This window comes from Variovorax sp. Varisp36, from assembly GCF_047304235.1.
Lineage (GTDB): Bacteria > Pseudomonadota > Gammaproteobacteria > Burkholderiales > Burkholderiaceae_C > Variovorax.
On the sequence record NZ_JBGLYU010000020.1, the window covers coordinates 1 to 22,198 of the forward strand.

Genomic DNA, 22,198 nt, shown 5'->3' on the forward strand with positions numbered 1-22,198 from the left:
GTTGGGGTGGGGGCTTCTTCAAAGAGGGCGCGGGCTCGCAGAGCCCCCACCCCTGTCCTCCCCCGGAGGGGGAGGGAGCAAGACAGTTCAGAACTGCACAGGGATCTCGGGCGACTCGCCCTTCTGGATCTCGAAGACCAGGCTCGGCGACCCGTTCTCCCACACCAGCAGCATCGACCGCTTGGGGCTGAAGCCCTGGTGGCGGCAGTACGCTGGCATGGCCGCCATGTCGCCCGCCTTCATGATCACGCGGGCCATGGGCTTGCCGGTGTTCTTGTCGCCGCAGTCCCAGTGGATCTCGTCGGTCATCTGGAAGAACCACTCGACGCGGTCGTTGCCATGGATGATCGGCAGGATGTGCTCCTCGGTCGTCGGGCACATGTAGCTGTGCTTCACCACCGAGGTGAAGCTCGGGTTCCACGTGACCTGCGAACGGCTCAGGAAGCCGAAGAGATTGAAGGCATGCACCTCGTTCTCGAAGCCGGGCTCGGGGTGCAGCTCGGGCTGGCCCTGCGGCACGTCGGCAAAGGCGCGGTTGACCGGTGCGCCGCGTTCGTCGCTGCGCAGGTCGAGGTCGCCCTTCAGGCCCACGCAGCGTTTGGCCAGTTCGCGCGCCCTCGTGATCTTGGCGGTGTTGTTGCCCTTCTTGCGGCCGTAGGGCGAGCCGGTTTCCTGCGGCGCTGCGAACGGGTCGAAAGCCTCGTTGGTCCAGTCGTCGAGCATGGCCTCGAAGGTGGCGCGGATCTGCGCGGTCGGGAAGTTCTCGAGCAGGTCGATGCCCGCATCCTTCATGGTGCCGTTGAAGCTGCCGGCGTACAGGTCGACCGACTCGTAGTGGTTGACGGTGCCGAACACGTCGTCGAAGTTGACCCAGCCGTAGAAGAAGCCCCAGGCCACGTCGCGCATCAGCGCACGCAGGTAGCTGCCGGCGTCCATGGTGTGGCTCATCGGGCGGCCGTCGCGGGTCTTCCAGCCGATGTGCACGAAGTATTCGTCGCGGTGGAAGCTGAAGCTGCCGAGCGAAAAGTCCTTGTAGCCGAGTGTGGCGTCGGGCTGCGACGCGATCACCTTGGCGAGTTCTGCGGGTGCGTTCATGGTGTGGCTCCTATTCAATGGGTTTGGCAGATGTCAGCCCACTTTTCCACGGAGAGATCGCCCTTGCAGCTCTGCAGCACGATCACGCCCGGCTCGCCGGCACTGCGGAACTGGTAGGCGGTGTTCTTCGGCAGCAGGCCCTGGTGGCCGCGCGAGAGCTTCATCCAACCCATCTTCCTGCCCTGCGGTTCGCCCTTGACCAGCACTGCGCCGTTCTTGTCCTTGTCAGCCACCGCCTGCGCGGCGTCGAGCTGCACCAGGTGCACTTCGACATCGCCGTCCATCACGAGCGCGAACTCGTCGTGCGCGCAGGTGTACCAGGGCGAGGTGCCTTCGGCGCGCAGCGTCTCCAGCACGTAGATCTGGTTCTGGCCGAACACGACCTTCTCGTAGGGCTGGCTGATGCTCGCGATCTCGAAGCAGTTGGAAAACGCGTAGTGGCGCACGTCGTCGTCGATCGGTTCGACGTGGCCCTTCTCGAAGTGCTTGAGCGACCCGAAGCGGGTTTGGTAGGCGGTTGCGGTCATGGCGGGGTGTCTCCTGTGATGAGCGAACTCTAGGAGTCAACCGACGCCGCCGGTAGGGATCAGTTTGGAAGAGGATTATTCGGCGCTTCCGAATAATCGCTGGGGTTTACCCCCTAACCGCTGGCCCGGCTGAACTCGATGAGTTCCGCCGGGATGAGCCCGCGCTCGATCAGCGCCGCGTCCCACGGCGGCACGCGCGTGAAGCGGGTGGCGATGTGCTCGATGAACAGGCGCAGTTTCAGCGCATTGCGCGAGGTGCCCGCATACACCGCGCTGAGCGAAAAGGACGACAGCTGGTGCTCGGCCAGCACCACGCACAGCTCGCCGCGCGCAATGGCATCGCCCGCCACCAGCGTCGGCAGGCAGACGATGCCCGCATGCTCCAGTGCGTATTCGCGCAGCAGATGCACGCTGTTGGTCAGCAGCGCGGCGGACAGGTAGATGGTGGTCTGCTCGCCCTGGTGGTGAAAAGTCCAGCGGTCGCGCGTGGGGTAGCCCGAATACAGGCCCAGCTTGTGGCGATGCAGTTCGCGCGGCGTGGCGGGCATGCCGTGCGCCTCGAGGTACGCCGGCGTGGCGCAAAGCACCCGCCGCACCGGAAACAGCGGCCGCGACACCAGCTCCTGCGAGGCGGCGGGAAAAATCTGCAGGGCGCAGTCGACGCCGGCTTTCACCGGGTCGGCCACCGCATCGCTCACGATCAGTTCGAGGTGGATGTCGGGATAGGTCGTCTGGAACTCGCGCAGCAGCGAGGCAAAGCGGCCCAGCACCATGCCCGTCAGCGCATGCACGCGCAGCGTGCCCGAGGGCGTGCCGCGCGCTTCGCGCATCTGGTCGACGATGCTCTCGGCACGCACGACCAGCTCCGTGCAGTCGCGCAGAAAGGCCTGGCCCATGTCGCTGAGCCGCACCACGCGCGTACTGCGGTGGAACAGCGGCGCGCCCAGGAACTCTTCCAGCTGCTTGACCCGCGTGGTGACGACCGAGTTGGCCACGCGCAGTTGCCGAGCGGCTTCCGCGAAGCTCTGGGTCTGCGCGACGCGAACGAAGGTTTCAATGCTTTGGAGACGGTCCACGGCCGCACTGTACTGCGCGAGCCCGGTGTTGCGGCCAGGTCGAAAGACTGTCATCACTGTGTCTGAAGGTTAACCACCCACTTACAATGCCTGCCGCATCCCCCACCCCTACGAGGTCTTGTCCGCAATGCCCAAGAGCCCCCGGCCACGCGCCCGTTTCAGCTTCTCTCCCGCCGTTCGCGCCCTGTTCCTGGCTGCGGCAACCTGCGGCGCCGTGCTGCCGGCACTGGCCGCCCCCGAGCACGAGGAAGTCGACAAGCTCATGCAGGCCGGCAAGCTCGACGAGGCCATGACAAAGGCCGACGCCTTCCTCAAGGACAAGCCGCGCGACCCGCAGATGCGCTTCCTCAAGGGCGTGATCCAGCTCGACACCGGCAAGCGTGCAGAGGCCATCGCCGCCTTCACGCAGCTCACGCAAGATGCGCCCGAACTGCCCGAGCCGTACAACAACCTCGCGGTGATCTACGCGAGCCAGAACCAGTTCGACAAGGCACGCGGCGCGCTCGAAAGTGCGATCCGCACCAATCCCAGCTACGCCACCGCCCAGGAAAACCTCGGCGACGTGTATGCGCGGCTGGCCAGCCAGGCCTACAGCAAGGCGCTGCAGCTCGACCAGAACAACACCGCCGTGCAGCCCAAGCTGGCGGTGATCCGCACGCTCTTCACGCCGACGCCGGTGGGTGGCAAGCCTACGGCCGTGGTCGCTTCGGCGGCGCCAGCACCGGCACCCGTGGCCAAGGCACCTGCTCCCGCGCCAGCCCCTGCCGCCCCGCCGCCGGCCAAGGTCGCGGCCGCTCCTGCGCCGGTAGCCGCCGCGCCCAAGGCGCCCGAGGCAACGCCGGCGCCAGCGCCCGCACCGGCGCCTGCGGCCAGCACCGCGTCCAATGCCGAAGTCGAGTCGGCCGTGCGTGCCTGGGCTTCGGCCTGGGCCAGCCAGGACATGGAGCGCTACCTCGCGGCCTACGGCCCCGACTTCGCCCCCGCGGGCGGCCAGAGCCGCAAGAGCTGGGAAGAAGACCGCCGCGCCCGCATCGTCGGCAAGACGAGCATCAGCGTGAACATCGAGAACCTCGCGATCAAGGTCGACGGACAGACCGCGACCGCCAAGTTCCGCCAGATCTATCGCGCGGACAACCTCAACGTCTCGAGCCGCAAGACGCTGGACATGCAGCGCTCCGGCAATCATTGGCACATTCGCAAGGAAAGCGTCGGCGGCTAGTGGCAGACATCGTCCGGCACGGCCGGCTTCAGAATCCCCCGTTCCGTCTGCGCAGCGGACAGCTGCTCGCAGCCCTGATGACCGCTTCCGCGCTGATGCTTGCAGCGCCCGGTGCGGCACTGGCGTCGAACAACACCAAGACAGGCAGCAGCGCCAAGGCCAAGGCCACGGCAGGCGGCCACGCAGGCAACCGCTCCGCCGGCCGGTCTTCGGCCAAGGCACAGCCCAAAAGCAGGAAGGGCGCGGTTGCAGCAGAAGCCCGAACGGCTGGTGCCACGGCAAGGCCCGCACGAAAGCCCGCCTCCAACGCGGCCCCCATCCAGGAAGCCGGCAACGCAGAGGCACGCCTGATCGCGGTCTACGAAATGTTCGGCCGCGGCCAGGCCCGCCCCGCGCTGGCCAAGGCCCGCGACCTGGTGCGCGACTATCCGAACTTCCAGCTCGCGCAGCTCGTCTACGGCGACCTGCTCGCGGCGCAGGTGCCCCCGTCGAACGCGCTGCCCGACACCGCCAGCATCGCGAAGATGCGCGGCAGCCCGGCCATGGCCGAGCTGCACGAGGAATCGAAGCGCCGCCTGCAGGCCCTGCGCGAGCGGCCGCCGGCCAACACCGTGCCGTCGCAGTTCCTGGCGCTCTCCACCCGCAGCCGCTATGCCATTGCCGTCGACGCCTCGCGCTCGCGGCTGTACCTGTTCGAGAACTCCGACAAGGGCCTGAGGCTCACGGCCGACTACTACATCTCGGTCGGCAAGTCAGGCACCGACAAGGCCACCGAAGGCGATGCGCGCACTCCGCTGGGCGTGTACTACATCACCAGCAGCCTCGACCCGAAGTCGCTGAAGGACTTCTACGGCGCGGGCGCCCTGCCCATCAACTACCCCAACCCATACGACCTGCGGCGCGGCAAGACTGGCGGCGGCATCTGGCTGCACGGCACCCCACCCCAGCAGTTCGCGCGGGCGCCGCTGGCGAGCGACGGCTGCGTGGTCATGGCCAATCCCGACCTGAAGCAGCTTTTGCGGAAAGTGCAGATCGGCGCCACCCCGGTGGTGACCGCGCGCAGCCTGCAATGGATAACGCAGCCTCAGGCGGAAAAAGAGTCGCAATCGATTACCGGCGCAATCAATGGCTGGAAAGATGCGCGGGCCAATGGAAATGAAGCGCAATTGAAGAAATTCTATTTGCCCGATTTCCAGCGCAGCAGCAAGAAATCCACCGAAGGAATTTCGGCTGTCGACGACGAAGTGAAATACGCGCAGGGCAAGCGCGTACAGCTCAAGGACATGTCTTACCTCCACTGGCGGGACGGTGACGACACCATGATTGTTACCTTCGGCGAGGTGTTCGAAGGCGAAAAGAGTGGACGCTCCCGGCGCCAGTACTGGTTACGCCAGGGTACCGACTGGAAGCTATTTCACGAAGAAATCCTGGGCTGAGGCCCGGTTGAAGCCCTCCCGGCGGCGAGGCCACCCCGTGATCTCGTGACTTTTTGCTCACGAGATTGTCCTTTTTTCAATGTTACATCTGACCCACCGAGGGCCTGCGCTACGTAACACGTAACGCATTTGTTCCCGTAACGTTTCCCATTCGCGCGTTCCCGGCGACGTAACGACACATCCCATCTTTATGGGAGGTCACATGTGTCGTACAGAGGGAAATATTCGTTTCCAAACTGTCAATCGGTTGGGCAGGCCGTTTCTGATTCCGGGCGGCGGAAGGCTGGCCGCCATCCTGCTTTATCTCTTTCGCTCAGTACCCGTTAGACAAAAGTACTAGCTACTTCCTGGTTGATACACAGAGTTACGCTGTATAACATTCACCTGCAAGTCTTTGTTAACACTCCTGGAAAGGGAAATCATGCTTGGATCTATTGCTCGTTTTCTGCGCGATGAAGAAGGTGCTACCGCAATTGAATATGGAATTATTGCGGGGTTGATGGCAATTATCTTGATCGGCATCTTTTCCGAGACAACTGGCATCGGCAAGGCACTGATCGACATGTTCAATTACATCGGCGGCAAGTTGCCCAAGGCGACTCCCTGAGGTCTTCGGTTTGCGTTTGGAATCCCTCCTGCTCTTCTGGCTGGCCTTGATTGCCGTCCATGACTTCCGCAGGCGCACCGTCTCCAACTGGCTGGTCTTGTCGGGCGCCGCCACCGCGCTCGTACAACTCGCCCTCGGGCTTCAACCCGTGGGAATCGGCTGGTCGGAAGCGTTGCTTGGCTTTGCCGCCGGATTCGGCGCACTCCTGCTTTTCTATGCCACAGGCGTCATGGGAGCGGGCGACGTGAAGTTCGCTGGCGCTCTCGGTCTATGGGTCGGCCCCATGGCACTCCTCCCCATCTGGATCGGCGGCAGTCTGCTCGCCGCCCTCCACGGCATTCTTTGGCTGGCGCTGCTGCGCTGGCCCGTGCTTCCCCGGCTCGCGTTGATGCTTGCGCACCAACGCTCTGCTGCCGACGGCATGGCGCCGTCCGGACGCCGGCCTCGTGTTGTTCCCTATGCAGCCTATCTGGCACTGGCCACCGCGGTATGGCTGATCTGGGGGCGACAGAGTTGATCGCACACATGGCGGCGAAGCCGCCAGTCGTCGATTTTCCGGTTGCGCACATTCCTTCTTCTAAATGCCGCCCATGATCCATCTCACCAAGATAGTCGCCGCCATTCTCGTGCTGCTTGCCATTGCGCTCGGTGGCTATGCATGGATGCTCAGCAGGCAGGCTCCCCCTGCAAAAGCAGCCACCGCTCCGATAGCCGCGCCAGCAAAGGCGCCGGTGGTGATGACGTATGCGGTGGTGGTCGCATCGAAGCCCTTGCCGGCAGGACAAGCCATTTCCGCCGACGCGATTCGCGTCGAGCGCCTGCCCATCAACCCCGCGGGCGCGTTCCAGGAAACGGCGGATGCCATCGGACGTGTGCCGGTGATGGACCTCGGCGAAGGCACTCCGCTGCTTCAAGGCCAGCTCGTCTCAGGACTCGCATTGCGCGTGGCGGAGGGCGAACGTGCGGTGGCGGTCAAGGCCGACGAGCTCATGGGCGTCGGAAACAAGGTCCAGCCAGGCGACTTCGTCGATGTCTTCGTGATGTTCAAGTCGGACAACAAGGACGTCGACCGGAGCCAGGCGCGGCTGCTGCTCGCACGCAAGCGCGTGCTGGCATTCGGCAGTGCCTCCGTCGACGGTTTGCCACCCAAGGGGGCGGACGGCAAGGCCGGAACGGGACAGCCGCAGGCCCAACGCGCGGAAGCGGCGAGAACCGCTGTTCTGGCGGTCGCGGTCGACGAAATCAATCGCCTGACGGTGGGCGAATCCAGTGGGCGGCTGTTGCTGGCGCTGCGCAATCCGACTGACTCGGCCGAGCCCGATCCCAAGCTCTTCGCAGAACTTCCGACCGCATTGCAACCCGCGCCGGCCAAGCCCGGCGCGCCGCGTCGAGCCCCGCTCGAAGGGCTGGACAAGGCTCAAGCAGGCTTGACCGCGGTGGATTTCGTTTCTGGCGGCACGACCGACAACACCCGCCGCGCGAACGCAGTGGCACGCAATGCGCCGGCTGGAAACGCAATCTCCCGCAGCGGCCCACCGACCGCGCGGGGAGGCAACGAAGTTGAAGTGATCCGCGGCGAGCGAAGCGAAACCATGCGCTATTGATCGGCCAAGCCAATGACCGTCCAAGTTCAAGAAAGAAGACACATGCCGCATTTGCCCTGCCAGTTCACAAGGAATCGGCGGCCTCCATTTCGCCTTGCGCTCGTCGCGCTGTGCCTGGTCTCGCTCGGTATCGTGCCGCCCGCTTCGCAGGCAGCTGGCCCGGAGACAAAGACACCTCCCGCGCGGCAGCCCATTGCGCTCGTGATGCAGGCGGGAACCCAGCAGGAACTGCTGGTCGACAAGGGCATCGATCGCATGGCCATCGCCGACGAGGCCGTGGTCGGCGTCACGCTGACCCGCAAGGCCGCGGGATCGCCCGGTGCGCGCCTCATCATGACGGGTAAGGCGGCAGGACGCACGACCTTGATGGTTTGGGAAAAGGGCAGCCCCGCAGCCACCACGTATGCCGTGGAAGTCCGTCGCCGCGCGGCGGTGCTGACCGGCTCCACCGACAGTCTCCCCGCGCACCAGCAGGCCACGGATATCGCCCTTTCAAGCGCCGATGAAAAGACTGCGCTGCAGGACCGGTCGGTCGTGAACGTCCGAAGCCACACCGTCCAGGTCGAAGTCAAGGTCGTCGAGTTCAGCCGGAGCGTGTTGAAGGAAGCGGGATTCAACCTTTCCTCCTATGGCCCCAACAGCCATGGCTTCAGCTTCAGCAACACCACGCCGGGCGGCGTTCTGGCGGATGCATTCGGTCTTGCCTTGGGTTTTGGCAATGCCAACAAGGGCCGCGGCATGAAGCTGACGCTGAACCTGCTCGAAGGCAACGGCCTCGCGCGAGTACTTGCAGAGCCGACGCTGGTGGCCATGTCGGGCCAGAGCGCTAGCTTCCTTGCTGGTGGGGAGTTGCCGATTCCAGTACCGCAAAGCCTTGGGGCAACAACCATCGAGTACAAGCCTTTCGGCATCGGCCTGTCGGTGACCCCTACGGTCCTGTCGAACGACCGCATCGTCCTGAAGGTCGCTCCGGAGGCGAGCGACCTCGACTACACCAACGCCTTGAGCATCGACGGCGTCGCGGTTCCCGCGATCACGACGCGCCGCGCGGACACGACCGTCGAACTCGGCGATGGCGAGAGCTTCGTCATCGGCGGTCTGGTGAGCCGCACCACGTCGTCCAACGTCGACAAGGTGCCGCTGCTCGGCGACATCCCCGTTCTCGGCTCCTTCTTCAGGCAGAACAAGTACCAGATGAGCGAGAAGGAGCTGGTGATCATGGTGACGCCGCATCTGGTCAAGCCGATCGCACGCAACACCGATCTCGCCCCGTTCCTGCCGGGCACCGCCGAACAACGCGACGGCGCGGTGTGGCGCTCGATCTTCCTGGGCGGCGCAGCCAACACCGCGCTTCCCGGCTTCTCGCGTTGAAGAAACAGCAGTGTGAACGCCAGAAAAATGCTGACCTCATGAACGCACCACGCGACGGCATTCCCGAAACAGGCGCGGAAACCTACCTGTTCGCATCGAGCAACGGCAGCCACATCACGTGGTTGACCGATGCGCTCGGGCGGGTGGGCTCCGTAGTCGTGCTTGCTCCGGACGCGAAGTCAATCGACGAGCGCATCGCCCTGCTCGGCCCGGCCGCGATATTCATCGACTTCTCATCCGACCAGGTGACTGGTGCGAGCCAGCTTCACCAGCGCTTGAAGAGAGATTGGCCCGCCTTGCCAGTGCTTGCCATGGGAACGTCCGCGGAGCCCGCCGCGATGCTTGCGGCACTGCGCGCAGGTGTCGACGATTTCGTCGACGTCGCGGCGGCGCCGACCGAGGCAGTGACCACATTGAAAACACTGCTCGAGCGCCGCAGCAGCCTGCAAGGCGGTACCCGCGGCAGCACCCTTGCGCTGCTTGGCGCGCGTGCCGGGTTGGGAGTGACCACACTTGCGACCAGCCTGGCCCTGATGCTGCACACCCAGTTGTCCAACGCACCCGCGAGACCGCAATCGCGCGCAACGCGACACGGCGTGGCCTTGCTCGATCTCGGTCTTCCTGCGCGCGACGGACTGCTTTACCTGGACACCCAGAGCGGCTTCAGCTTCGTCGACGGCGTACGCAACCTGCGACGCCTGGACCAGACGCTGCTGCACACGGCTCTTGCACACCACACCAGCGGCGTCGCCGTGCTGCCGCTGCCCGCGAGCCTGTCGCAGGTGCGCGAGATCTCGCACGCCGATTCCGTAGCGCTGATCAGGAGACTCTCCGACTTCTTCGACTTTCAGATCGCAGACCTCGGCGGCTTCTCGACCATCGACTTCATCGCTCAAACCCTGCACGAAGCACAGCAGACCTGGGTCGTGTGCGACCAGAGCATCGGCGCCATCGTCTCCACTGCCAACCTGCTGAAAGAGCTCCGCGCGCGAGGCATCGAGACCGAGCATCTTTCCCTGGTCGTGAACAAGTTCGACAGCCATGTCGGCCTGTCGGCGAAGGACATTGCCGAACGTCTCGAATTGCCGCTGCTGCACGTGCTGCCTGCGCGCAGCGCTGCGCTGCTGGCCGCGGCAAGCCGCGGGGAAATGCTGGTACGCACCGCGCGCAGCGATCCCTATTCGCAAGCTGTCACAGGCCTCGCTCGAAGCCTCCATCAGCAGTACATGTCCGTGTCGGGCCGACCGCCGGCCAAAGATCAGCGCTGGGTTGCACTGATGTCGCAAATCACCGGGCTCTGGAAGAGTTCAAACGAAAGTTGAGCCAATGTCCACCGAAATCGAATTTGCCGACGACGATCAGGCATTCATCAATTCGCAGCAGTTCCAGGACATCAAGAGCTGGACGCACGACCATCTGCTCAGCCGCATCGAGGAGCTCGGCGCGGAATTCGGCCGCTGGTCGCGCGCATCGATCCAGCAGTTCGTCGAGCTGGAAGTCGACAGCTTCGTACGGCTGCGGCGGGTGCCGATCAACGACCGCGAGATGCAGCTCATCTCCGATGCGCTCACCAAGGAACTGGCGGGATTCGGGCCGCTGGAAGACCTGCTCAACGATCCCGCGGTGGAAGACATCCTCATCAACGGGCACACGAACGTTTACGTATCGCGCAATGGCGTGCTCGAACGCGAGACGCTGCGCTTCGCCGACACCGAGCACGTGATGCGCATCGTGCGCCGCATCCTCGCACCGCTGGGCCGTCGGCTTGACGAAGCCAACCCGATGGTCGATGCGCGGCTGCCCGACGGGGGACGCATCAACGTCATCATCGAACCGCTGGCCATCGACGGGCTTTCTGTATCGATCCGGAAATTCCGCAAGGAGCCGCTCACACCGGCAGACCTGGTCAAGCTCGGTACCTTCGACGCAGGCATGGCCCAGTTGCTCGAGATCGCCGTGCGCGCGCGCTGCAACATTCTCGTCAGCGGCGGCACGAGCTCCGGCAAGACCTCGCTGCTCAACGCCCTCGCGAGCTTCATTCCGCCCGCCGAACGGGTGATCACGATCGAAGACACGGCGGAACTCTCGCTCGGCCACACTCATGTGGTGCGCCTCGAAAGCCGCCCCGGCGGCTTCGACGGCACCGGCGTGGTTTCGATCCGCGACCTGCTGCGCAACAGCCTGCGCATGCGGCCGGACCGCATCATCGTCGGTGAAGTCCGGGGCGCCGAGGTGATCGAGATGCTGCAGGCAATGAACACCGGCCACGAAGGCTCGATGGGCACCATCCACGCCAGTTCCCCGCGCGAATGCCTCTACCGTCTCGAGATGCTCGCTGGCTTTGCGGGCTACCAGGGCAGCGAAGTGAGCTTGCGCCGCCAGATTGCCAATGCCATCGATTTCATCGTGCAGATCGGGCGCATGTCGGGCGGTCAGCGGCGCATCGTCTCGCTGAGCGAGATCACAGGCGTCAACGACAACGTCGTGGCGATGCAGGAGCTCTACCGCTACGACCCGATCGTGTCGCCCGACGGCGAAGAACGCGACCGATGGATATCCCTCGGCATCGCGCCTCACTCGCCCAAGATCACCCGCTTCCGTCAGATGATGACGCGTGCGCAAGGGGACCGCCGTGGATGAGATCCTGCTGGGCATGGCGTGTCTTGCGCTGCTGCTCGCGGCGGCAGGCATCCTGCTTTGGCAATGGGCGCGCGGGCGCCAGGAGCGGCGAGCCGCCTACCGCCACCTGGCACAGCAACTCGAGGCCAAGGCCGTGGCTGTCGCCGTGGAAGCTTCGCTATCAGCTTCGCCGCGCACCTCGTTCATCGACACGCCTGGCAGCGGCATCGCGGCAGACCCGTGGATGAATGCTGGCGGCGAGCCGCCACCGGAGCCGACGCACAAGGCACGCCTGCAGGCGCTGTTGCCCTCCTGGCTGGAAGGCGCCGTTTCGGTACAGGCGATCGCGCTGTGCGCTTTCGCGATCGTGGCACTTAGCGCGGTGGCCGGCCTGTTCGCCGGCTGGATCAGCGCCGCTGGGACGTTCGTCGTGCTACTGGCCCTGTCTCTGTTCGGGCTGTGGCTGCGCCTTCAGAAGTTTCGCCGCCAACTGGTCGGGCAGCTTCCCGCATTCATCGATTCGATGGTGCGCCTCATCACCATCGGCAACTCCACGCAGGCCGCGTTTCAACTGGCGATTTCATCCACGCAGGCGCCGCTGCAAAACTATCTCGAGCGCGCGGCCAACCTGGTGCGCGCCGGTGTGGACCTCGACCGTGCGCTGCACCAGACGGCAGCCAGCGTGCGCGTCGAGGAGATGTATCTCCTGGCATCCATCCTCGGGCTGGGCGTGCGCTACGGAGGGCGCGCGGACCTGCTGCTGGAGCGCGTTGCGAACTTCATGCGCGACCGGGAGCAGGCCCAACACGAACTCGTCGCAATGTCGGCCGAAACACGGCTGTCGGCGTGGATCCTCGGTCTCCTGCCATTGGGCGTGGGCGGCTTCATCATCATTTCCAACCCGGGCTACTTCCTGCGGATGTGGCACGACTCCACCGGCCAGATGATGATTTTCGGCGCGGTGGGCCTGCAGCTGCTCGGCACCGTTTTGCTCTATCGCCTGGCGAGGTTGACATGACGTTCACTCCCACGCAGCTCGCCGCATGGAGCCTCGCGCTGCTGGCGCTCGGTCTTTGCACCGCGGCGGCGGGCCTGATGGTCAACGAAGCGCGGCGCGCGCGGCGCGGCAAGGCCATCGGCCGCGCACTCCATCGCGACGATGCGGTCGTCTCGCCGGTCGTCGATGGCCTGTCGGAAGTCGAGGCCGCAAGGCGCGCCGGTGCCGACCTCCCGCTGCATTGGCTCAACACCCGGATCGGCAAGGCCCTGGTGGCCGACGAAGACCGGCGGCTGATCGACCAGTGCGGATTTTCCTCGGCGCGGGCGCAGCTCGTCTTTCTGGTCACACGGCTCGCGCTGGCCATTCTGTTGCCCACGCTGGCGCTGCTGTTCTGGCCCGGAGCGGTCTCGACGAGAAAGCTCACCATCATCGCGGCGTCGGCCATCGGCATCGGCTTCATGGTTCCGAAGTGGCTGCTCGGCCGACTGGCCGCCAAACGGCGCGAACGCGTGGCGCATGAGCTGCCGCTCTTCATCGATCTCCTGCGGCTTCTTCAGGGTGTGGGCTTGAGCCTCGACCAGAGCCTGCAGATCATGGCCAACGACTTCTCGCACGTCATGCCGGTGCTGGGTTACGAGCTGAATCTCGCCAACAGCCAATACAGCCGCGGCCGCACACGCGAGCATTCGCTGGCACGCCTGGGCACATTGCATGCGAACGACAACCTCGCGGGCATGGTTTCCCTGCTCGTGCAGGTCGATCGCCACGGCGGCGCCGTCCAGGAACCCCTGCGCATATTCAGCGACCGGTTGCGCGAACACCGCAAGTCGGAGATGAAAGCGCGCATCGGCAAGATCACCGTGAAGATGACCGGTGTGATGGTCAGCACGCTCCTGCCGGCGCTCGTGATCGTGACCGCCGGCCCAGGCTTCATCGCCATCATCCGTTCCCTGGGAGCCATGTCCAAATGAACATCGCCTTGCATGACTCGAAGTGCGCCTGCGCGCTGCTTGCGTCTCTGATGATGCTGGCCGGCTGCGGCGGGCCCAAGGGCCTGTATCCGGCTGCGGCCGATGCGCAACAGCGGATGGCCGCAGAGGCTGCCGCGACGCAAAAGAACGCGGCGAACATCGACACCGCCGCAACGTACATGAAGCTCGTCGAGCAGATGCAGACGGACGGCCTGTGGTTCGCTTCGCTTGCACACATCGATGCGCTCGAACAGCGCTGGGGTGCCTCTCCTGATTCGAGCCGCATGCGCGCCGACGCGCTGCGCCAGACGGGCGAGACTGCAGGGAGCGAGGCAGCTTACAAGCGCCTGATCGGCACGCCGCTGGAGGGCGCCGGCTACCACGGCCTCGGACTGCTGGCGGGCGGGCGCAGCGACTATCCCACAGCCGTTGCGCTGCTGAAGGAAGCACAACGGCGCAATCCGACCGATGCGGTGCTCCTGAGCGACCTGGGTTACGCCAGCCTCCGCGCAGGGCTCATCTCGCAGGCGCGCCTGCCGCTGATGCAGGCACTGCAACTGCGCTCCGACAACCCCCAGGCACAAGCCAACCTTGCGCTGTACCTCGAAGTCACGCAGCAAAGAGCGCAAGCCGACGCGTTGATGGAAGCCCACCGCATGTCGCCCGCGACGCGCGAAGCGATTCGCGAGAGTGCACGGCAACTGGGCAGTGCGCCGCTCTCTGCCGTGCAGCCGCTCCCCCGAGCGGCGACCATGGGGACATCGATCTACGACGACAGCACGGCGCCGCTCAAGCTCAAGGCGGCGCGCTGGCCCGGCATGGGCGGCCAGCAGGCCAATGCAGGCGCAATGACTTCCCGCAGTTCGATCTCACGAGGCACAGAATGAAGAACCCTTTTTCCCGCCTGAGGGCCGCCGGGCCGATGGTCGGCCTTTCTCTCTCACTGGCCGCCGCCATCGCCTCTGCACAGAACGCGCCCGCACAAGACGACACGGCCAAAGCCGCACCGCAGGAAGAGGCCGAGTACGACGAAGCACCGCCCCTGCAAGTTGGCGATGCCGCGACGAGCCTGCTCGCAAGGCAGCGAGACGGCAGCTTCGCATCGCCCACGGCGCGCCCCATTGCGGGTGATGTCGCACGCCGAAGCTATGAACGCTATCTGAAGAGCTTCGAGTATCCGATTCCCGAGCGCCTGAACTCGACAGTCAAGACCGGCAGCAGCGCAGGCGGCGGCAGGTAGCCGCCGGGCTTCGCTTTTCGAACGACGGCACACCATGAAGCTCTCGCGCTCCAGGACGAATCCGCGTACCCAACGTGGCGTCTATGCGCTCGAGTTCGCCATCGCGTTCCTGCTCTTCTTCACCCTGCTCTACGCCATCATCTGCTACGGCGTTCTCTTCGCCATCCGCTTCGGATTGCAGAATGCCGCCGAGGATGGTGCACGGGCAGCGCTTCGGTATCCGGTCGGCGCGACCACCAGGGCTGCCAAAGCGCACGACGTCGCGCGCGACCAGGCCAGCGGCCTGCTGCCTGTCGCGCCCACCGTGGATGCGAAGATCTGCCAAGTGGCCAGCAACGATTGCTCGGCCACCCGCGTGTGCAGCATCCTGTGGGAACAGCGGTGCCAGATCGTGGTCACGATCACCGCATCGGGCCTCAAGGACATGCTGCCGCCGCTGCCCGCTTTTGCCGTGCCCGACACCCTGGTTGCCAAGGCGAGCATGCTGCTCGACGGGAGAACACCATGACGAAGCGCATCGCAACGGCGCGGGAACGGCTCCGGTCCGCTGCCGGCCACCGATGCCGCCAGCGTGGCATTGCAGCGATCGAGTTCGCATTCGTCTTCACATTCCTGTTCCTTGCCATCTACGGCATCGCTACGTTCGGGGCGGTCCTGTACGTCCAGCAGACCGTGTCGCGAGCCGCCGAAGACGGCGCACGCGCGCTATCGCAGCCTTCCATGATGGGTCTTTCGGATGACGCCCTGCGCAGGCAGAGGGTCCAGGACGCCATCCACGAATCCCTGGCGGGTTCGCTGGTCGTGCCGGAAGCCAGCAGTGCAGACATGGCGAGCCGCCTAGGCTGGATCAAGAGCCACGTGAACGTGAATGTGGTGTTGACGGGTGCAGGCGGCTCCGCGCCTGCCACGGGAGCGGTCGTGACCGTGGCCTATCCCTACAGCGCCAACCGTCTGCTGCCTACGCTGCCTCTTCTGGACACCAGCCGCTGGATGCCGGACACGCTGACGGGCCAGACAACCGCCGTGCTTCCGTCCTGAAAGGCATCATGAGAAACGCATCGAAATCATCTCGCCAACGGCATCGCGGATCGATCATGGTCAACACGGCCATCGCAATGAGTCTGATACTGATCGTTCTGATCGGTACGGAACTCGGCTACCTGTTCTTCATGAAGCGGGAGCTTCAGAAGACGGTGGATTTAGCCGCACTGGCAGGCGCCCAGGCACTCAAGCCGTCCGCATGCGGCGTTGCTCAGCAGGCTGCAAAGGACAACGCCGCAAAGAACTTTCCGGCCGGCATCGACCCGCTGACGGACGCCGAGGTGGTATGCGGCAACTGGGACCCGGTGTTTCGCGCCCCCCCGCTTTACTTCGGCGCGCCGAATGCCGGGGAGAAGTTGAATGCAGTGCGCGTTTCCATCACGCGGAGCCCTTCGATGCTGCCGCTCTCGTTCACCGGAAACACCCAGCATTCGATCGTCGTTTCCGCCATCGCGTACCAGTCGATACCGCAGGCGGTGCTCAGCATCCGGAGCACGCTGCTTTCCGTCGACTCGACCCAGTCCGCGCTGCTGGACACGGTCTTCGGAAAGCTCCTGGGCGGCAATGTGGCCCTCACAGCAGTCGGCTGGCAAGGTCTCGTGACCACGCAGATCAACCTGCTGTCATTCCTGGATGCCATCGCGCTTCAGGTCGGCTTGCAGGCCGGTCAGTACGAGCAGGTGCTCAACTCGAACATCACCGCGGGAAAGATGTTGAAGGCGCTGGCCACGGTTCTCGAGAAAAATGGCGCGCTGACGGGGATAGCGCTCAACGGCTTCAACGACATGACCGGGCTGACGACACAGGTTTCCAATGTCCAGCTCAGCGTTGCCGAGATTCTCGGGGTTGCCACGGGTACGCCCAGCAGCGCACTGGACCTCAATCTGCAGGCCTTCCAGCTGACGCAGGCCTTCGTTCAGCTGGCCAATAGCCAGAGTGCAGTGTCCCTCAGTGCCCCGTCAAACCTGCTTGGCCTTGCCAACGTGGTCACCACCGTCAAAGTCATCGAACCGCCGCAAACCTCGGCCATCGGAAACCCCGAATTGGCCATGCTGGACCCCTTGGGGGAAAACGGCATTCGCGTTCGGACGGCACAGGTGCGTGCTTTGATATCGGTGGACTTCACGACCGCACTTACCGGCGTCTTCAACCTAGCCAATGAGGTCTTCAAACTGACGCAGCCGGTGACCGATCTGCTCAATAACCTTCTTCATCTGGACCTGGTCGGCGCGTTGAGCAACGTGATCTGCATCGGATGCGAAAGCAATGTGACGGACCTGCGCCTGGTTTCATCGCCGTTTCGCATCGACATCAACCTCGATATTGCGGCGGGCAAGGCGCGCGTCGACAAGTACGGCTGCCCTGCGGACGGGAGCAAGACGCTTTCCGTGATTGCAGACACCTCGGCCGCCACGCTACGTGTGGGCAAGATCGGCAACAGTGCCGCTGATGCCGCCGCACAAGCCTTCGCCAGTAAGGATCCTCCGAATGTGGAACCCGTTCCCCTGGTCGATATTGGCTCGATGACTGTCAAGAAGACTTGCGTGGTGCTCTGCTCCTACTCCTGGAAAAAGGGAAATACCTGGGTCGCAGACAAGAACATCGCGGATCGCCAGGCTTTCGCCGGTGGCGGCATCGGCCTGATGACCAACACGCCTGTCCTGGGCTCGAGCGACACGCTCGAGTTCGCAGCGCCTACGGATGCCAACCTGCCCGACATCTCGGCCACGCAGCTACCCACGCCGTACCAACCCGTCGCCGCGAGCAATCTCGTAGGTGGCCTCAGCCAAACCTTGGCACAGCTCGACATCCACATGTACAAGCCATCGGTCGACAGCCCCCTGGGCGACCTTCTTGCGGGCGTGGGAAACACCATCGACGTAGTCGCCGGTTTGCTTCGGCAGGCGATCTCCGCGGTTCTCTCGCCTCTCATCGACCCCTTGGTGAACACCCTGCTTACTGCGCTCGGCATCGATCTCGCAAAGACCGAAGTTGGAGCACGGCTGTCGTGTCAGGGCGGCGCACAACTGGTTTATTGAATCGATTCTCATGAGTGCCCCCAACTTCGACGAACTCGACCTCTTTGTCTGGGAAGGCAAAGCCGACATCCTCGACCGCATCGCGCGGTGCATGGCGAGCTTCGACGTGGAGGTGATCCGGGCCGACGGCATGCCGCCTCCGCCGCAGGACCGCGGCACGGCGCTGCGCCCGTCGGTGGCGATCATCAGCGTCACCGTCATCGACAGCGGCGGGCTGGCGCATGCGACCGAGCTGCTGCAGGGCATGCCGGTGATCTGGGTCGCGGCGGGGTCGCGCGAGCGCGACTCGCGCACCTATCCGCCCGAGTACCTGCACGTGCTGCCCTACGACTTCACCTGCGCCGAGCTGCGCACGATGGTCGCGAAGCTGGTGCGGCAGCTGCGCGCGCGCGAAGTGGCGCCGCAGGCGCCCGACGTGCTTGTTGCGCACTCGGAGGCGATGAAGGCGCTGCTGGCCGAGGTGGGCGCCTTTGCCGACTGCAACCACAGCGTGCTGGTGCGCGGCGAAACGGGCGTGGGCAAGGAGCGCATCGCGCAGCAGCTGCACCTCGGGCACCAGCACTACAGCAAGGGCGCGTTCGTGGCGGTGAACTGCGGCGCGATTCCCGACGGGCTTTTCGAGTCGCTGTTCTTCGGCCACACCAAGGGCTCGTTCACGGGCGCGGTGCACGCGCACCGCGGCTACTTCGAGCAGGCCACGGGCGGCACGCTGTTTCTCGACGAGATCGGCGACCTGCCGCGCTACCAGCAGGTGAAGCTGCTGCGCGTGCTGGAAGACAGCGCGGTCACGCGCCTGGGCGCGACGGCGCCGGTGCGGGTCGACTTCCGGCTGGTGGCGGCCACCAACCGCAACCTGCGCGAGATGGTGGCGAGCGGCGAGTTTCGCGCCGACCTGTTCTACCGGCTCGCGGTGATCGAGCTGCACGTGCCCAGCCTCGAGGAGCGCGGCGAGGTCGACAAGATCGCGATCTTCAAGGCGCTGCTGGGCAACGTGCTCGGCGACGAGCTCGAAGCGCTCGGCGAAACGCCGCACTGGCTCAGCGATGCGGTGGCCGAGACCTACTTTCCAGGCAACGTGCGGCAGCTGCGCAACCTCGCGGAGCGCGTGGGCGTGATCGCGCGGCAGCTGCACGGCTGGGACCAGAACCTGATCCAGCGCGCGATTGCGCTCACGCGCGGCACGCCGGCACCGGCGACCCCGAGCGAGCGCAACGGCATGGGCAACGGCAACGGCTCGCTCGATGGCAGCAGCGACCGCAAGGGCTGGAACAGCAGCGAGCGCAACCGCATCATCGCGGCGCTGGAGATCAACGACTGGAAGCGCCAGGACACCGCGCAGCACCTGGGCATCAGCCGCAAGGTGCTGTGGGAGAAGATGCGCAAGTACCAGATCCTGGACGGCGAGCCAGGCATCCCCGAGGACGCCTGATCTCTCAGCGCGTCGACAGGCGCGAGGCCTTGCGCAGCGGCGGGTTCGCTCCTGCCGTGCCCACGGTGCGTTCGGCAACGGGCTCGCTCGCACACGCCGTGTTGCTCGAGATGCACAGCGCACCCAGCAGCCCGTCTTCCGTCAGCACCTGCCGCCTCGGCGCGCCGAAGAGGCGGTCGATCCAGCCGTTGGGGCCGGCCGGGTCGATGCGCAGTTCGCCGGTGGTGCGCGCCAGGCGCAGCTCGGAGATGCGCAGGTCGAACACGCCATCGATGTAGTCGAACAGCAGGGTGTAGTAGTCAAGCTGCGCGTCGAGCACCTTGGGCAGGGTCTCGCGGCCGAACTCCATGAGGCGGCGGCGGCCGCGGAAGGCCTGGCCGGCCGTGCTCACGGCTTCCATCAGCTGGCGCTCGCGCTCGCGGCCCGACACGGTGCGCGCCCACGATGCCGATGTGAGCTCGAACAGGTTGAGCTTCACGCTTTCGAGCTTGGCTTCCTGGTTGGCGACTTCGGCCAGCGCCGACTTCAGGCGCAGCTGCCGGTCGAAGCCGTTGCCGAAGTTCCAGTTGAGTTCGAAGGCGGCGCGCGTCGGGTCCTGCGGCGACACGCCGCGCGGGTCCTTGCTTTTCACGAGCACGGCGTCGAGCGAGGGGTAGAGGCTCGCGTCCTGCTGGTCGGCCAGCGCCTTGGCGCGGTCGATGCGGCCCTGCGCCTCGGCGATCTCGGTGCTGCGCGACTCGGCGCGGCGCAGCGCCTCTTCCTGCGAGGAGATGCGCCACTGCGCCGGCGCCGCGAGCACGGGCAGCGACTCGGCATTGGGCGAGAACTTGAAGTAGTTGCGGAACTTGGCAAGGGCCTCGTCGCGCTGCGCCTCGAAGTCGGACTCGCGCGCGGCCACCAGCGCGCGCCGCGAGGCCGCCATGTTGAGGTCGTTGTCGCCGCTCACGCCCAATGCCACGCGGCGGGCTTCGGCCTTGGAGATTTCGGCCACCACCTCGGTGGCCTTGTGCGCGATCTGCTTCTTCAGGTCGAAGCGCTGCACCTGCAGGTAGGCGGTGAGCGCATCCAGCACCACCTTCTGCGAGGTGGTGACGACGGCCTCGTCGTCTGCCTGGTTGGCCGCTTCGGCGGCGCGCTGCGCCGCGCTCATTGCGCCGCCGTCGAGGAGGCTCACGCGCGCCTCGGCGGTGAGCACGGTGTAGCTCTGCGTCTTGGCGTTGGCCGCGCCGCTGTTGTAGTTGCCGGACGAGGTGCCGAACTTGAAGCGCGGGTAGCGCGCCTGCCTGGCCGCATCCACGCCGTAGCTGCTGGTGTTGGCCGCGGCCTGCGCGGTCTGCACTTCGGGGTAGTCCTGCGACAGCGCGACCAGGGCCTGCTTCACCTGCTGGGTGTAGCTCGCGGCGCCGAGCGAGGGTGGAGACAGCCGGCGCGCGAGCAACAGCCTGGCACCCGCCTCCTGCTGCTCCTGCGCGAAGGCAACGGGTGGCAGGACGAAGCTCGCGCACAACGCTGCACAGACAACGCCGGCGCCCATGCGGCGTCGGTCGGCCGGTTGGCGGTACTTCATGGTTCGCGGAAGGCTTCGCGCCGCAGCTTGAGCACAGGTCGCAGGATGTACCAGATGAACGGATCGGTGCCCACACGCAAGTCCACTTCGGACTCCATGCCGGGCGTGATGCGGTTCTCGTCGCGGCCCACATGGGACTGCGACATGCTGATGAGCAGCCGGTAGTACGGCGCGCCGCTGGCGATGGCGGGGTCGCGGTCGGCGTCGGCCGCCACCAGCTTGACCTTGCCGTCGACGGCACCGTAGCGCAGGTAGTCGTAGGCGGTGATCTTCACGCGCGCCGGCTGGCCCACTTCGATGAAGCCGCGGTCGTTGGGGTTGAGCCGCGCCTCGACCATGATCTCGTCCTCGTCGGGCACCACCTCGAGGATGGATTCGCCGGGCTTCACGACCCAGCCGGGGCTGGAGTTGCGCAGGCCCTTGACGATGCCGTCCGACGGCGCCTTCACCACGGTGCGCGAGCGCTGGGTGCGCGCGCGCGCCAGGTCTTCGCTCAGGCTCGCGAACTGTCGCTCCACCGTGGCCAGTTCGTCCGACGCGCGCCGGCGAAAGCGCCCTTCGGCCTCGGCCATCTTGGCCTGCGCCTCGGTGATGGACGCGTTGGCGGAGATCACGCCCTGGCGCGCCACGGCGAGTTCGCTGCGCACGCCTTCGGCCTGCCGGCGCTTCTCCAGCACCTCGACCTGGCCGACCAGTTTCTCGCTGAACAGCTGCTCGGAGATTTCGAGCTCCTTCTGCATCAGCGCCAGCCGGTCGCTCAGGCCCTTGACCTTGGCCTGCTGCTCCAGCTGCTTGCTGCGCGCCTGCTCCAGGCCCGACACGGCGCCGGCCATGACACCGCGCTGTTCGAGCGCGCGCGCCTGGTAGGCGCCGGTCTCGCCTTCGAACACGCTTTCGTCGATGTCGGCGGCGAAGGATTCACGCTTGAGCGGCTGGCCGCGGCTCTCGGCCATGAGCCGCACGCGCGTGGCCTGCGTGGCCGCGTAGCGGGCCGAGAGCTCCTCGAAGTTGAGGCCGCTGCCGCCAAGATCGATCTCGACCAGCGACTGGCCCTGCTTGACCTTCTCGCCTTCCTTCACCAGCACGTTGCTGACGATGCCGCCTTCCAGATGCTGGATCGACTTGACGCGGTCCGAGGGGATCACGCGACCAGGTGCGACGACCACGGTTTCCATCGGAAAACCGAGGCCGACCAGCGCCAGCACGCCGATTGCGCCGCCGATGATCCATTGCCGCCGCCGCCCCTGCGGCGAGGCCTGGGCCGCGCGCCTGTCGTTCTCGTCCTGAAGAATCTGCGGCAAATCTGATTTCAAGTCGCGTCCCCGATCACTCGTCATTCGCTCTTCGTTCGTTGTTC

The 22,198-nt window shown here is 65.5% G+C and carries 21 protein-coding genes; 16 read left to right on the forward strand and 5 right to left on the reverse strand.

Annotated features, from left to right (window positions below):
* Positions 1-87: 87 nt before the first annotated feature.
* The 3 genes from ACCD11_RS13920 to ACCD11_RS13930 all read right to left on the reverse strand — a co-directional run bounded on the left by ACCD11_RS13920 (position 88) and on the right by ACCD11_RS13930 (position 2,698).
* Entirely contained in the window at positions 88-1,095 is a 1,008-nt protein-coding gene (locus ACCD11_RS13920; protein ID WP_413314306.1) for a hydroxyquinol 1,2-dioxygenase, read from the reverse strand.
* A gap of 14 nt (positions 1,096-1,109) precedes the next feature.
* Complete coding sequence (locus tag ACCD11_RS13925) at positions 1,110-1,622, reverse strand: hydroxyquinol 1,2-dioxygenase (RefSeq protein WP_413314307.1); 513 nt, start codon at positions 1,620-1,622, stop codon at positions 1,110-1,112.
* A gap of 113 nt (positions 1,623-1,735) precedes the next feature.
* Positions 1,736-2,698 (reverse strand): LysR family transcriptional regulator, encoded by a 963-nt coding sequence (locus ACCD11_RS13930; RefSeq protein WP_042673880.1) that lies wholly within the window; start codon positions 2,696-2,698, stop codon positions 1,736-1,738.
* Between the two features lie 127 nt (positions 2,699-2,825).
* Here ACCD11_RS13930 and ACCD11_RS13935 point away from each other — a divergent pair, with 127 nt between their 5' ends.
* The 16 genes from ACCD11_RS13935 to ACCD11_RS14010 all read left to right on the forward strand — a co-directional run bounded on the left by ACCD11_RS13935 (position 2,826) and on the right by ACCD11_RS14010 (position 19,274).
* The gene (locus ACCD11_RS13935) at positions 2,826-3,917 is read left to right on the forward strand and encodes a nuclear transport factor 2 family protein (protein ID WP_007836233.1); all 1,092 of its coding nucleotides are present in this window, start codon (positions 2,826-2,828) and stop codon (positions 3,915-3,917) included.
* Positions 3,917-5,353, forward strand: a complete 1,437-nt coding sequence (locus ACCD11_RS13940; protein WP_413314308.1) for a L,D-transpeptidase family protein — start codon at positions 3,917-3,919, stop codon at positions 5,351-5,353. Before ACCD11_RS13935 ends, ACCD11_RS13940 begins: the two co-directional genes overlap by 1 nt.
* Before the next feature lie 421 nt (positions 5,354-5,774).
* Entirely contained in the window at positions 5,775-5,960 is a 186-nt protein-coding gene (locus ACCD11_RS13945; RefSeq protein ID WP_413314309.1) for a Flp family type IVb pilin, read from the forward strand.
* Between the two features lie 16 nt (positions 5,961-5,976).
* Positions 5,977-6,477 carry a prepilin peptidase gene (locus tag ACCD11_RS13950; protein ID WP_413314310.1) on the forward strand — a complete coding sequence of 167 codons (501 nt, stop codon included), beginning with the start codon at positions 5,977-5,979 and terminating at the stop codon, positions 6,475-6,477.
* A 73-nt stretch (positions 6,478-6,550) separates the two neighbouring features.
* A complete protein-coding gene (gene cpaB, locus ACCD11_RS13955; protein WP_413314311.1) occupies positions 6,551-7,564 on the forward strand; it encodes a Flp pilus assembly protein CpaB in 1,014 nt (337 codons plus the stop codon).
* 42 nt (positions 7,565-7,606) lie between these two features.
* Complete coding sequence (locus ACCD11_RS13960) at positions 7,607-8,935, forward strand: type II and III secretion system protein family protein (protein WP_413314312.1); 1,329 nt, start codon at positions 7,607-7,609, stop codon at positions 8,933-8,935.
* A 38-nt stretch (positions 8,936-8,973) separates the two neighbouring features.
* Positions 8,974-10,257 carry a histidine kinase gene (locus tag ACCD11_RS13965; RefSeq protein WP_413314313.1) on the forward strand — a complete coding sequence of 428 codons (1,284 nt, stop codon included), beginning with the start codon at positions 8,974-8,976 and terminating at the stop codon, positions 10,255-10,257.
* A gap of 4 nt (positions 10,258-10,261) precedes the next feature.
* Complete coding sequence (locus ACCD11_RS13970; protein ID WP_413314314.1) at positions 10,262-11,575, forward strand: CpaF family protein; 1,314 nt, start codon at positions 10,262-10,264, stop codon at positions 11,573-11,575.
* Entirely contained in the window at positions 11,568-12,572 is a 1,005-nt protein-coding gene (locus ACCD11_RS13975; RefSeq protein ID WP_413314316.1) for a type II secretion system F family protein, read from the forward strand. The genes ACCD11_RS13970 and ACCD11_RS13975 overlap by 8 nt, the downstream gene beginning before the upstream one ends.
* The gene (locus ACCD11_RS13980; RefSeq protein ID WP_413314318.1) at positions 12,569-13,525 is read left to right on the forward strand and encodes a type II secretion system F family protein; all 957 of its coding nucleotides are present in this window, start codon (positions 12,569-12,571) and stop codon (positions 13,523-13,525) included. The genes ACCD11_RS13975 and ACCD11_RS13980 overlap by 4 nt, the downstream gene beginning before the upstream one ends.
* Positions 13,522-14,412 (forward strand): hypothetical protein, encoded by an 891-nt coding sequence (locus ACCD11_RS13985; RefSeq protein ID WP_413314320.1) that lies wholly within the window; start codon positions 13,522-13,524, stop codon positions 14,410-14,412. Before ACCD11_RS13980 ends, ACCD11_RS13985 begins: the two co-directional genes overlap by 4 nt.
* Entirely contained in the window at positions 14,409-14,765 is a 357-nt protein-coding gene (locus ACCD11_RS13990; RefSeq protein WP_413314321.1) for a DUF3613 domain-containing protein, read from the forward strand. Before ACCD11_RS13985 ends, ACCD11_RS13990 begins: the two co-directional genes overlap by 4 nt.
* 34 nt (positions 14,766-14,799) lie before the next feature.
* Positions 14,800-15,273 carry a TadE/TadG family type IV pilus assembly protein gene (locus ACCD11_RS13995; RefSeq protein WP_413314322.1) on the forward strand — a complete coding sequence of 158 codons (474 nt, stop codon included), beginning with the start codon at positions 14,800-14,802 and terminating at the stop codon, positions 15,271-15,273.
* Positions 15,270-15,803 carry a TadE family protein gene (locus tag ACCD11_RS14000; protein ID WP_413314323.1) on the forward strand — a complete coding sequence of 178 codons (534 nt, stop codon included), beginning with the start codon at positions 15,270-15,272 and terminating at the stop codon, positions 15,801-15,803. The genes ACCD11_RS13995 and ACCD11_RS14000 overlap by 4 nt, the downstream gene beginning before the upstream one ends.
* 56 nt (positions 15,804-15,859) lie before the next feature.
* The gene (locus tag ACCD11_RS14005; protein ID WP_413314324.1) at positions 15,860-17,845 is read left to right on the forward strand and encodes a TadG family pilus assembly protein; all 1,986 of its coding nucleotides are present in this window, start codon (positions 15,860-15,862) and stop codon (positions 17,843-17,845) included.
* Between the two features lie 10 nt (positions 17,846-17,855).
* On the forward strand, positions 17,856-19,274 hold the full coding sequence (locus ACCD11_RS14010; protein ID WP_413314325.1) for a sigma 54-interacting transcriptional regulator: 1,419 nt from the start codon (positions 17,856-17,858) through the stop codon (positions 19,272-19,274).
* Positions 19,275-19,278: 4 nt separating this feature from the next.
* Here the strand turns inward: ACCD11_RS14010 and ACCD11_RS14015 are convergent, their stop codons facing one another.
* Both ACCD11_RS14015 and ACCD11_RS14020 read right to left on the reverse strand, forming a co-directional pair.
* Complete coding sequence (locus ACCD11_RS14015; protein WP_413314326.1) at positions 19,279-20,841, reverse strand: TolC family protein; 1,563 nt, start codon at positions 20,839-20,841, stop codon at positions 19,279-19,281.
* On the reverse strand, positions 20,838-22,154 hold the full coding sequence (locus ACCD11_RS14020; RefSeq protein WP_007838298.1) for an HlyD family type I secretion periplasmic adaptor subunit: 1,317 nt from the start codon (positions 22,152-22,154) through the stop codon (positions 20,838-20,840). Before ACCD11_RS14020 ends, ACCD11_RS14015 begins: the two co-directional genes overlap by 4 nt.
* Positions 22,155-22,198 lie beyond the last annotated feature (44 nt).

Excerpts from the sequence above, each read along its gene's own strand:
- ACCD11_RS13920 (WP_413314306.1), bottom strand. The coding sequence starts at position 1,095 with ATGAACGCACCCGCAGAACTCGCCAAGGTGATCGCGTCGCAGCCCGAC.
- ACCD11_RS13925 (WP_413314307.1), bottom strand. The coding sequence starts at position 1,622 with ATGACCGCAACCGCCTACCAAACCCGCTTCGGGTCGCTCAAGCACTTC.
- ACCD11_RS13935 (WP_007836233.1), top strand. The coding sequence starts at position 2,826 with ATGCCCAAGAGCCCCCGGCCACGCGCCCGTTTCAGCTTCTCTCCCGCC.
- ACCD11_RS13945 (WP_413314309.1), top strand. The coding sequence starts at position 5,775 with ATGCTTGGATCTATTGCTCGTTTTCTGCGCGATGAAGAAGGTGCTACC.
- cpaB (WP_413314311.1), top strand. The coding sequence starts at position 6,551 with ATGATCCATCTCACCAAGATAGTCGCCGCCATTCTCGTGCTGCTTGCC.
- ACCD11_RS13960 (WP_413314312.1), top strand. The coding sequence starts at position 7,607 with ATGCCGCATTTGCCCTGCCAGTTCACAAGGAATCGGCGGCCTCCATTT.
- ACCD11_RS13965 (WP_413314313.1), top strand. The coding sequence starts at position 8,974 with ATGAACGCACCACGCGACGGCATTCCCGAAACAGGCGCGGAAACCTAC.
- ACCD11_RS13970 (WP_413314314.1), top strand. The coding sequence starts at position 10,262 with ATGTCCACCGAAATCGAATTTGCCGACGACGATCAGGCATTCATCAAT.
- ACCD11_RS13980 (WP_413314318.1), top strand. The coding sequence starts at position 12,569 with ATGACGTTCACTCCCACGCAGCTCGCCGCATGGAGCCTCGCGCTGCTG.
- ACCD11_RS13985 (WP_413314320.1), top strand. The coding sequence starts at position 13,522 with ATGAACATCGCCTTGCATGACTCGAAGTGCGCCTGCGCGCTGCTTGCG.
- ACCD11_RS13990 (WP_413314321.1), top strand. The coding sequence starts at position 14,409 with ATGAAGAACCCTTTTTCCCGCCTGAGGGCCGCCGGGCCGATGGTCGGC.
- ACCD11_RS13995 (WP_413314322.1), top strand. The coding sequence starts at position 14,800 with ATGAAGCTCTCGCGCTCCAGGACGAATCCGCGTACCCAACGTGGCGTC.
- ACCD11_RS14000 (WP_413314323.1), top strand. The coding sequence starts at position 15,270 with ATGACGAAGCGCATCGCAACGGCGCGGGAACGGCTCCGGTCCGCTGCC.
- ACCD11_RS14005 (WP_413314324.1), top strand. The coding sequence starts at position 15,860 with ATGGTCAACACGGCCATCGCAATGAGTCTGATACTGATCGTTCTGATC.
- ACCD11_RS14010 (WP_413314325.1), top strand. The coding sequence starts at position 17,856 with ATGAGTGCCCCCAACTTCGACGAACTCGACCTCTTTGTCTGGGAAGGC.
- ACCD11_RS14015 (WP_413314326.1), bottom strand. The coding sequence starts at position 20,841 with ATGAAGTACCGCCAACCGGCCGACCGACGCCGCATGGGCGCCGGCGTT.